8 protein-coding genes are annotated in these 11,482 nt (G+C 39.8%); 2 read left to right on the forward strand and 6 right to left on the reverse strand.

Annotation, left to right across the window (positions count from 1 at the left end; translation table 11 throughout):
- Nucleotides 1–73 precede the first annotated feature (73 nt).
- Nucleotides 74–3,844 carry an ATP-dependent DNA helicase gene (locus tag O3C63_02845; GenBank protein MDA0771860.1) on the reverse strand — a complete coding sequence of 1,257 codons (3,771 nt, stop codon included), beginning with the start codon at nt 3,842–3,844 and terminating at the stop codon, nt 74–76.
- Nucleotides 3,841–6,300: a DHH family phosphoesterase gene (locus tag O3C63_02850; protein ID MDA0771861.1), complete on the reverse strand. Its 2,460-nt coding sequence runs from the start codon at nt 6,298–6,300 to the stop codon at nt 3,841–3,843. Before O3C63_02850 ends, O3C63_02845 begins: the two co-directional genes overlap by 4 nt.
- A 163-nt stretch (nt 6,301–6,463) precedes the next feature.
- Here O3C63_02850 and O3C63_02855 point away from each other — a divergent pair, with 163 nt between their 5' ends.
- Entirely contained in the window at nt 6,464–6,877 is a 414-nt protein-coding gene (locus O3C63_02855; protein ID MDA0771862.1) for a hypothetical protein, read from the forward strand.
- 27 nt (nt 6,878–6,904) lie between these two features.
- On the opposite strand, the gene rplW is transcribed toward O3C63_02855, so the two are convergent.
- The 4 genes from rplW to O3C63_02875 form a co-directional block, all read right to left on the reverse strand.
- A complete protein-coding gene (gene rplW / locus O3C63_02860) occupies nt 6,905–7,198 on the reverse strand; it encodes a 50S ribosomal protein L23 (protein ID MDA0771863.1) in 294 nt (97 codons plus the stop codon).
- Nucleotides 7,182–7,838 carry a 50S ribosomal protein L4 gene (rplD, locus tag O3C63_02865; GenBank protein ID MDA0771864.1) on the reverse strand — a complete coding sequence of 219 codons (657 nt, stop codon included), beginning with the start codon at nt 7,836–7,838 and terminating at the stop codon, nt 7,182–7,184. Before rplD ends, rplW begins: the two co-directional genes overlap by 17 nt.
- A 164-nt stretch (nt 7,839–8,002) precedes the next feature.
- Entirely contained in the window at nt 8,003–9,529 is a 1,527-nt protein-coding gene (gene atpA / locus O3C63_02870; GenBank protein MDA0771865.1) for a F0F1 ATP synthase subunit alpha, read from the reverse strand.
- Between the two features lie 72 nt (nt 9,530–9,601).
- Nucleotides 9,602–10,096, reverse strand: coding sequence for a hypothetical protein (locus tag O3C63_02875; GenBank protein ID MDA0771866.1), 495 nt, complete (start codon nt 10,094–10,096; stop codon nt 9,602–9,604).
- 125 nt (nt 10,097–10,221) lie between these two features.
- On the opposite strand from O3C63_02875, the gene O3C63_02880 reads away from it, so the two are divergent.
- Nucleotides 10,222–11,451 (forward strand): heme-binding domain-containing protein, encoded by a 1,230-nt coding sequence (locus tag O3C63_02880; GenBank protein MDA0771867.1) that lies wholly within the window; start codon nt 10,222–10,224, stop codon nt 11,449–11,451.
- Nucleotides 11,452–11,482 lie beyond the last annotated feature (31 nt).

An 11,482-nucleotide genomic window follows, 5' to 3' on the forward strand; every position in this document is an offset into this window, starting at 1 on the left:
TTCATAGTTGGCCAGACCTACATCCGTAAGAGTCCGCTAGTTGAGAATATTCTCATTAAGAATTGCTGTTTAACTACCTATTACATGCAAGCCTAAAAATACAATCTAAACATTTAGCGTGATCATCAGTCATGGGGAATTCTAGATTTTGTATTTTTTGGTAGCTATCAGCGGCTCTCTTCTTGAGTTCTAATAATTCTTCAGTACTGGGTTTGACGGACTTATCATGAAAATTATTTCTAGAGTCAGCTTCCATAAAATGAACTTGATAATTATGTGGCACAAAGTCTATCTTGCCAGCTGCTTGTTCTACTTCTAGTTGCAAATTGTACAAGCCCATTTGGGTATGGATTTTGCCGCCAGGATTAGTTTTATCATCTTGATCTGGCGCAAAGGTTTTAAAGTCAATAACTACTTTTTGTTTGATACCATCTTGGTCTTCAATCTCGACTATTAGATCAATACGTCCATTGCTAGGAATTGATAGACCTTCATGTTCAAAACGATTGCGCAGTGAAGTTTCAACATCTATTATTCTTAGATCTCTAAATATCTTGAGGCTCTTGGAGTCGTCAGCACGGCTATGTTTATTAAAGTAGTTAGTTAGCATGGTGTGACCTCGTTCCAGGTAGCTCTCTTCTTCGCTTGCTGGCCAGTTTTGTAATTTGATTATTTCAGTATAATAATCGCGTAATTTTTGGCCAAGATCTTTATAAATAGGCGCTTTGCCAGATTTCCACTTACCATCAGCCTTCAAATTCGCTTCTTGTAAGCTCTTGAGCTCAGTGAAATATCGCTCCAATGCACCATGAATAGCCTTACCAAATGCAAAGGATTTGATTTGAAGTACACCCGCTAGTAATTCTTGTAATGCAAACTTTCTAGCACAATTTTCAAATAAGTTTAGGTTGGTTGGATTGAGTCTAACTGTCTCAACTCTAGCTTTAAGATAGTCAAGATCAATAGCCATTGCTTGCTCAGACCATGGTCTATCGTCTCGCTTGCCTGTTAATTCAGCTAATAGTTCAGTACGGTAATCTGCTTGATGATAAGTAGATTGAATTGAATCTTCTTTTGGATTGGTCATCAGTTCATTCACAAAGCTTGATGGCTGGCAGCTTTCACCAAGTTTGGTCTCAGCGTTGCTATGAATGCTTAAGGTCTTGCGCGCTCTAGTCATAGCGACATAAAAGAGACGGCGCTCTTCCTCTTCATCACTAATAGCTTGCTCGATACTAGTTGGATCCCGCCCTAGAGTAGGTGGCATCTTGATCATATTACTGTTGTTCTTATTACCCCAATGTCCTCTATTGGCTTTGTAGATCATGACATGATCCCATTCCTTGCCTTTGGATTTGTGTGCGGTAAGGATTTTGACACCTGATTTATTGCCAGGGTTCTTTAGCCTGATACCAAGTTCTTTAGCCTGCAGGTAATTCAACAGATGGAGAAATTTATCAATTCCTCTAGCCTGCTCTTCATTATTGACTCTGGTTATTGTTCTAGCATCAATACTCTGAGCAAACTCCGTTAAGCGCTGAAGCTTTGTTCTTCTTTGCCATATGCTTTCTAGATCAGCACCAGTGGCATCAAGTGATTTATTTGCATCACTATAAAGCAGATTGAAATACCCAAAATCTTTAATTGCATGTGCAAAGAGTTGTCCAAAATCTGCATAGTGTACCTTATTGGAATAGTCTTGAAATAAATCAATTATTGGTTCAAGCTTAGTGCTATTAGCTTGCAAGTATTCAAACAAGGAGCCTTGAAATTGATGATCTAATATGGCTTGTTTATAGCTGGCACTAGCTTCCAGTATATCTTTGGTCTTGATTTCATGTTCTAGGTAGACCTGGGATTTTAATAGAGCTGGTGACAGTAGTAAGCTAACAAAGTTAGTGTTAGCTTTATCACTATTGGCATCTGGACTTGCAATGACTTGAAATAATTTATGTAGTAGATTTATATCCTTGTCACTGAGTAGGTTTGTTTTGGCTTCTACGCTGTGAGGGATTTTTCTTGCAGCTAGAGTTCTTGCGATTTCTGCTAAGTCCCTATTTTCTCTGCATAATATTGCAATACTACTTGGATCAATAGCTTGTCCATTAGGGTCAATCATGGTTTCAATTTGATTGGCGATATGAACTAGGCTTGTATCAATATCTTGATGATGATCTATAGTTACTGCCTTATAGGGATATTCTAGTGAGTTAGCCTCTGCCACTAGACCGGTTTTTGTTGATCCTTGCTCTAAATCGTGTTGTAAATAATTATGTCCTCGAAGATGATCAGCTGACTCTAATATTGCTGCTTGGCTTCGGTAATTTTGATTAGACCTTACTATCAGTGGGTTAAAGTCTTGAATGAACTTATAACTGTTCTCAGAAGCGGCTCCTTGAAAACCAAATATTGATTGGTCTGGATCACCAACTACACAAACATTACTTGATTTCATGGAAGCTTCATCTTGAGCAGCAATCTCTCTCATTAATTGATATTGAGCTGAGTTGGTATCTTGAAATTCATCTCCAAAAATATATTGATATTTGTTAGAGTAGAGTTCTTTGAGTTCAGGGTTATGAGCCAATTCGGCTACTACTTTTGGTACTAGGTCATCAAAATCATGGGCTTGGTGTTGCTTTAATTCTTTAATGTATTCTCTATAGACCAATGCAAGGTCTTCAAGTTTGAATTTATGCTCTATCCAATTAGATTTTAGATATTTTTCTCCTCTCGCTTTGCTTTTGTTTCTTCTGGTTTTGATTTCTAGTCCACAAAAACTCAAGAGTAAGTCTCGAAAATGTCTTCGCAGGCTGCCACCTTCTTGAGCTTGGTCTAGCATGGCTTTATCCTTAAGTGCTCTAATCATCTTACGGTAAGGGGCTTCTAGATATTGACTATCTTTTTGGTAGCGCTGGCGATATGAGATAGCATCTAGTAAAGAAAGGAAGATCTCGATTTCTTTTTCGTCTTCTAGTCTTTGTTTGGCTTTACGCCAATCAGAATTGTCAGTCTTGGTTAATGGCTGAAGTGCAAAGTTCTTAATTAATTCATTGCGAGCTGCATTGCGCAGGAATCTTGGGTAATCATTGGCTGGAAGATCAGCCCCACCATCAGCAAATGAAGCTGAGTAGAACTGATCTGGATCGATGTTAAGTTTTTTAAGCTCGGTGATATGTTTGCAAGCTTCTTTAACAAGTTCTTTGTTATTGCTATATAACCTAGGACTGCGTTCAAGGTTTTGATATTTCCCTACTCTATCAGTCTCATTGATCTCAATAAGGCTCGGTAAATCATCAATGATTGATTCTATAAGCTCAAACTTCTCATTTTCGTCTATCAATCTGCCCATGGCAGCAAAGCGTTTGATTTGAGGATTGTCAGCAATAATTTTTCTTGCAAATGAATGATAGGTCTTCACTTCTATTTGTTCAGCAGTTTTAATATCAAGCTTAGATTTGAGTCTTTCTTGCATATTCTGACGAGCATCATCAGAGAAACTAAGTATTAGGACTTCATCTGGGTTTGGTTTGTCATTGGGATCAATTTCATTACTAGTTAATAAGTACGCAATTTTAGTTGCAATTGTTTCAGTCTTACCAGCACCAGGAATTGCTTGAATAAACATTGGTCCTTGATAGTTCTTGATTGCCCTGAGTTGATTCGGGTTAGCTCGATCAAGGTCTGCTTGCAGGGCTGGTGGATTAAGAGAGGCTTCTTTTATTGGTTGAACTGAAGGAGCAGGCTTTGGGCTCACAGGAGTACTTGCTGCTACTGGGCTTGACGCATCACTGCTAATCCTTTCTGGGTGATCTTTTGCCCAGTCAAACAAATTTGCTCTCATGATCTAGGCTCCAGTCTACTGTATAGAGCAGGGTCTAAATTCTCAGGATCATAAACTTTCCAGTCTTCAACTTGAAAGCGAAAGCTTTGATCATATGAACTAAAGCTTGGTCTTAATACAAACATGAATGGTTTATTTTGCTGCCAAAGAAAGTCTTCTAGGAATTCTTTACCGCGACGAAACATGACTGCTGATTCAGAGTAATCACCATGAGTGCTTATTATGGATGAATTACCAAGCTCTGGACTTCTATTGATCTGTTCTAAGAAGGGCTTGATGATAGATCCTTCCTCATAGAGTTCTAGTTGCACAGCATCAGGTCTCTGGCCATTTTCAAGAACGGCTTTTGCGCTTCTGCCACTAAGCTTTGCCGTGACCGGCATTGTAAGGTAGTAGGGCTTATTAAAACCATTGCCGAATGGTAGAACTTTAGCTTCTTGATTGAACAGGGGTACTAGTTCTTTAAGTCCGATACAATGCTCAATATTAATTTGCTGGATAGGTTCGTAATCATCTGGAATTGCTTGAGCAAAATGTTTATGTACTAAGTTTTTGAATGATTCAAGATCTTTATTATCACAGCTACAACCTGCTGCTGCTTTGTGCCCGCCGTATTTAAGCTCCTTACCAGTCAATTCTTCAAATTCTTGAGCTACTTGAGCTAATACATCGGTGATATCAATTCCAAGATAGTCATAAGGATTACGGGCGGAGAAAGTAGTTTGATCTTCGCCAATGAATCCAACAAACACTGGTAGAGGTAGATATTCCATGATGCGCCCAGCTGCTAGTCCAATGACGCCCTTATTCCAAGCTTCATTGGCAAGGACTATAACTTTGTCAGAGCCTGGCTTATAAGTCCAAGCAAGCTCGTCAAAACCTTGACTGACGACTTTCTTCTCTAGTTTTTTTCTTTTATCATTATTGGACTTAGCTTCTTTAGCTAGTTTCAATACTCGTTCTTCATCATCAGAGCTAAACATCTCAACTATGTCTTTGGCATGATCGAGCCTGCCAGCAGCATTAATGATAGGACCAAGCCGAAAGGCAACATCATCAGGATGATAGCCACTAAGTATTGGATTACTATGCACACCAGCCTCTTCTATTAATGCTTTGAGTCCAGGTATTGCCTGCATGCCCTTGTTAACAGCTTGGCTTGAAAGTCCTTCTTGTACTATGCTTCTGTTCTCACCAACACAATTGACCTGGTCAGCGACTGTACTTAAGGCTGCAAGTGTTTTGAGATTGATTAAGTAGTCATCTTGCCTAAATTTTTTGAGTAATAATTCTGCAAGTTTGAGTGCTTGCCCTGCAGCAGACAGCTCATAGAGAGGGTGTTTGTCATCGTCTAAGGCTTTGGGGTTTACCAGTAAAGCGCCCTTTGGAGCCTCAAGCCGAATATTATGATGGTCAGTAACTATCACTTCTAGTCCTTGCTCTTGTGCGTGTTGAATTAGTTTATTGCTATTAGTTCCAAGATCAACACTGAGAAGTAAATCATAGTCCTGAGCAAGTTTGTCAATTGCTTTTTGATTGAAGCCATAACCTTCTTTGTGTCTTTGCGGGACATAGAAGCTAACTTTGTCGCTGTAAGCAAGCTGCTTAAAAGTTCTTAGTAAGATAGAGACAGCAGTAGTTCCGTCTACATCATAGTCACCATAGACAGCGATTTTTTTACCTGCTTGCATTGCAGTAAGGATTTTGTTTAGAGCTTTATCCATGTATGGAATCTCAGTGCCTGGCACTGATTCAGGCTTATCAACCATGAAATAATCGAGCTTCTCTTCTGGCTTATAGCCTCTATTTGCTAGTAGTGTTCGAGCAAAACTACTTAATTCATCAGGGTAGGCGCTTGTATCCGGTTTGCCATAAGCATTCCATTGAGTTCGTTTATGCGGTTCTGAGTAGGCGCCGCTGAATATTTCTTTATCACTATGAACAATAAGTTTGATTTGGTTTTTGTTCTTGATTTGTTGGTAGCAATCATTGCTTAGGCTGAGCTCTATTTCATATGGTTTATTGGTTTTATCGCCAATAAGAATGATGTCTTGAGGGCTGATACTAATAAATATTGGTCCAGGATTATCCTCGGATCCTGCTGAACGAAAATCATGTTCGATTGTTTCATTGCTATTGTAACCAGCTTGACCTGCTTTCTGGCTGATGATGTAGCTATTAGGATCCTTGATTCTGATTTTGAGCGCGAGTCTTAAGTCTTTGATTTGTCCTTGCTGGTCTTTAACAATGTCCTTCAGTCCAAGCACTTGGACTGTAATATCGTCACCAATTTGGTAGCTATTGGTGAATTGATTGAGCTGAAAATATATGGCTTGGTTGCCATTTTCATTTTCTTCTTGAGCAGCAAACAAGGAAGCTGGTGTTTGTTGAGACGTGGCAAGGTTTGGTTTAGTGCTTGCTGGCACTGAACGACTGGAATCCTTGTGGGATCTCATAAATTTTGCTCCGATATTGAGTAACATAAGGAGTCCTGTGGTTTATTATAGCTGTCTTATATTGATTGGATATTTAATTTAATATTCATGGTTTTTGGGTGTTAATACCTAGATATGCTAGAATTCCATGTAAATCTTAGCTAATAAGATAAGTTGTATTACTATGTCTAAGCCATTATCCTTATTTTCAGATCAAGTCTTGGCAGCAGCCAGAGCTCCGGCACTGGTTAAAGCAGCAGAGTCTGGTGAATTTGCCCATTTGAATCCAGATGGAACTCCGAGATATGCTGCATTACAAAAACGAAGAGATGAAGTTCGTGCAAAAAATGCTCCGGATGAAGAAATTGGTACTGATGAAGACCTCATCACGGCAAAAGATATTTGCAAAGCGCTCTTTGTTGCGAATCAAGCTTTGATTCAAGCTAAGCCTGTCGCTAAAAATCAAAAGCCTACTCAAGATGCCCCTGCTGTTGAAGCTAAAAAGAAATCAAAGCAACCAAAACCTAGAAATTTCGGTTACGACCCTGATACTGAAGACCGTAACGCAGCAAGCAAGAATGGCGGCATTCATCTTTGATAATTTCTATAACAAACTAACTAAAAGCTAAACCTCAGGAAAATAATCGATATGCTCACCTTCAACGGTGATGATAGCTTTTTTGCGGTCAACAGGATTGCTGTATCCTTTGCGACTACGTTTAGCTTTACCAAAAATAGATCCAGTGTTCACTTTAAGTATTTTGTGATTTGGGAAGTACTTAGTAAAAGCTTCTTTAACGTGGTTTTTTGTTGCCCATTTTGGGATTTCAAAAGTGTACTTATCAAGAGTACTAGCAGCGATACTAGATTTCTCTGTGATTAGTGGTTTCTTTAATACTTCTTCAAGCGCGTGTGACATCTGCAAATCTCTCCTCAATTTGGCTAATAGCTTTGCTACTAACGATAACTTGGTCAGCCTTAAGTAGGTCTATCACGTTGAGTTCGTTAACGTGAAGTACTTTGGTTTTGATTAAATTCTTAGCTGCTCTCTTAAGAAGCGTAGTGTTGTCGTTTGCTGTTTCAACAACAAAAACAACTTCTTGTCCTGCAAAGCCGCTTGCTTCAACTAGGCTTGCGATTTCTTTGGTTTTGCCATTAGCAATTGCAAGATCTTCAATAGCAGTTAATCTGCTCTTCTTTTGTAAAAGTAATAAAGCTGAAACGATAGCTCTGGCAGATTCTTTTTTGTTCATGCCTTTAGTCCAGTTGACAGTGTTGCGAGGACCAAAGATCACTCCACCACCACGCCAAATTGGAGAGGTTTTACTACCAGCACGAGCTCTACCCGTACCTTTTTGTTTCCATGGTTTTGCACCACCACCACGAACTTCCATTCTGGTCTTAGAGTGTGCAGTACCCGCACGAGCATTAGACTCTTGTCTAACTTTTGCGAGGTATAAAAGATGTTCGTTAATTTGAAGGCCAAATAATGCATCGCTGATCTCCTGACCCTTTGATGATTTTTTGCCTTGTTTGTCTAGTAATGTAATTGTAGCCATGGTTTTGTCTCGATTAGAATTGTCTATCCTAGCATGTCAAATACGGAATTAATATCTAATTAGTAATAGCTTAAGTTTTATTGCAGAATATACCCCCCTGGGGTATATTCAATGGCGAAGAACGTTAATAACGTAATATACCCCAGGGGTATCTGAATCACATTTTATGCAAACAAATCAGCTTTAAACTTGGTCAGCGCAGCAGTAAGCTCATTAACAATATCGTCGTTAAGGCCAGTACCAGCATCAAGAGTTTTCTTCAACTCTGCATGATTAGACTCAAAATATTGGAACCATTCTTCTTTAAATCTAGAGATCTTGTCTGTCGCGACATCATCAAGCAAGCCTCGATCACCAGCAAAAATCAAACTAACCATTTGACCAACTGTCAACGGTGCGTATTGAGCTTGCTTAAGAAGTTCAACTAGTTTTTGTCCACGATTGATTTGTGCTTGAGTAGCTTCATCAAGATCAGAAGCAAACTGTACAAATGCTTCAAGCTCACGGAACTGTGCAAGACCAAGACGAAGTGGCCCAGCAACCTTCTTCATACACTTGGTTTGAGCTGCCCCGCCAACACGTGAAACAGAAAGTCCAACGTTGATTGCAGGACGAATTCCAGCGTTAAATAAATTAGTCTCCAAAAAGATTTGACCATCCGTAATTGAAATTACGTTAGTAGGGATATAAGCAGAAACGTCACCAGCTTGAGTTTCAATAATAGGAAGCGCGGTAATTGAACCAGCACCCATTTCGTCATTGACCTTGCAAGCGCGCTCAAGAAGACGCGAGTGTAGATAGAACACATCACCAGGATAAGCCTCGCGACCAGGAGGTCTTCTAAGTAGAAGTGACATCGCACGGTAAGCCCATGCATGTTTGGTTAAATCATCATAGATACAAAGTACGTGTCTGCCTTTTTCTAGGAAGTACTCAGCGATTGAAACACCAGCGAATGGAGCTAAGAACTGTTGAGCAGCTGTATCAGTTGAACCTGCGTGAACTACCACTGAGTATTCCATCGCGCCTTCTTCTTCAAGTCTTTTGACGATTTGCGCTACAGAACTACTCTTTTGTCCGATTGAAACATAGATACAGATTGGTCTATCAGCTTCAGGTACATTTTTTTGATTCAAAATAGTATCAATTGCAATTGCAGTTTTACCAGTTTGTCTATCACCAATAATCAACTCTCGTTGCCCGCGACCAATAGGAATCATTGAATCGATTGCCGTAATTCCAGTTTGAAGTGGCTCGTGCACCGACTTACGTTTGATAATCCCAGGTGCTACTTTTTCAAGTGGCATAAATTTGTCAACGGTGATGGCTGGCTTAGAGTCAAGCGCTGCGCCTGTTGGGTCAACCACTCTACCAAGTATCTCATCACTTACTCCAATAGAAGCAATACGGCCAGTGGATTTCACGGCTGTACCTTCCTGGATGTTAAGACCCTTACTAAGTAAAACCACCCCGACGTTGTCTTCCTCAAGGTTAATAACCATGGCTTGAGTTTTTTCGTTATCATCAAACTCAATCAACTCACCGTTGATCGCTGACTGCAAACCATAGATACGAGCGATACCATCACCCACACTAAGTACAGAACCCTCTTCAGTAATCTGAGTTGAGTCTTTGTATTCCGCGATTTGTTCTTTAAGAATTCTAGTTATTTCGTCAGGTCTAATTGCCATAGTCCCTAGATTTTAACAGATTAATTCTGCAGAAAATCTGAAGAGATCATTAGCCTCACCATCCTGTATTAACTAGAAGGCTTCAAGCTGTTTGGATGCGTGATTACGTTCAAGTTTGGCATAGTGCTTCAAGTATTCTGGAAAAAAGGTCGAGCTTGCAAATGTCGCAAAAATTGAATTGAAGATAGTGCCGACATGTTCTACTGCTTTGATTTCTTTTTCTGTGTTGGCTATAGGTCTTACTGAGGTCCTTGCAAAAGCTGGTTCCTGGGGAAAATCACTTTGTGCGCTGGTAATTTCTTCACGAACTGCATTGGTGATTCGATGTAAGTTCTTGGCGTTTGCAAAAGATCTATCAGCAATAAAAAGCATCACCGCATTGACATAGCCATGTCCAAGTTTTTTGAGATTGGCTAAGTGCTGCTGGGCTGAAGGATTATCTGCCTGGGCTTCACTGAGCCCAAGCTTATCCAACCTCTCCATATCAGCGTTGAAGCTATCCTTTTTGTGGATATGCTCAACGCCAACATAGCAAACCCCGGCTACACTGGTATTAATAGTTTTCATAATGATGTAGATGATTCTAGCAGATTACCTAAATTATTTCTTTATATTTTTTAGATACCTTAACTAAATTATCTGACTACTGGTCGAGACTGCTCAGGGTGATGTAGAAATCGTATACTTGAGAAATGCAAAAAATTTCCCTTAGCTTATTAGTTCTTTTACTAAGCACGCAAATAGTTGGAGCAAAATCAATGCAGCGCGAAAGAGCAGAAGCAATTCTTGCAAAGAAATGCATGGACTGTCATTCTGATCAAACTGTTTACCCATGGTACTCCAAGCTTCCTATCGTGCAGTCTGTAATTCAGGCTGATATCGACAAAGGTAAAAAATATTTTCATTTAGAGAAAGAACTGTTTGCAATAGAGGATGATAAAGATCTTCCCAAATATATTTTTGCAAGACTCACTGACGTAATCAAGAATGATTCAATGCCACCAGTGCAGTATCGTATCGCTCACTGGGACAAGGTTTTGACTCCGCAGGATAAGCAAGCTCTAGGTGAATGGTTGGATCAATACAGCGTAACAGCTATTAAGCCATTGCCTGATCCAGCGACTTTGAATTTGGATGAAAGCAAAGTAGCACTCGGCAAGAAATTATTTCATGACACACGTTTGTCAGGAGACAACAGTCTCTCTTGCGCCTCTTGTCATGATCTTGCCAAAGGAGGAACTGACCAAGCGCAATATTCTACAGGGATCAACGGAGCCAAAGGTCATATTAATTCACCAACAGTATTCAACTCGAGTTTTAATTTGAAACAGTTTTGGGATGGACGTGCTGATGATCTTGAAGCACAAGCTCATGGACCGGTGCACAACCCAATGGAGATGGGCTCTAACTGGAATCAAGTGCTTGGCAAATTGAAGCGCGATAGAGAATTGAGAAATCTAAGTGGAGATCAAATTGCAAATGCAATCGCCGAGTTTGAAAAATCATTAATTACTAATGGCAATACTTTTGACCGATATTTAGCAGGTGACACCAATGCAATTTCTGCACAAGCGCGTCACGGTTATAACTTATTTAAAAAACACAATTGCAACAAGTGTCACAACGGCGCTGCAGTTGGCGGTGCTAGTTTTGAGAAGATGGGTTTGACTAAGGATTACTTTGCTGGGCGTGAGCTTTCAGTTGAAGACAATGGTCGCTTTAACGCCACTAAGGATCCAATGGATAAGCACAAATTCAAGGTGCCGATCTTACGTAATATCAAAGATACTTATCCGTATTTTCACGATGGCTCTGTCAATAGCTTGAATGATGCGGTTGCAATTATGGGCGAGTATCAAGTAGGTAAAAAACTCAATAAGAAAGATATTGAGGCTATAGTTGAGTTTTTGAAGACACTTTAGGGGTTTTCAGTCGTTGATTTTATCTTGTGTG

The organism is Cyanobacteriota bacterium, from assembly GCA_027618255.1.
GTDB lineage: Bacteria > Cyanobacteriota > Vampirovibrionia > LMEP-6097 > LMEP-6097 > JABHOV01.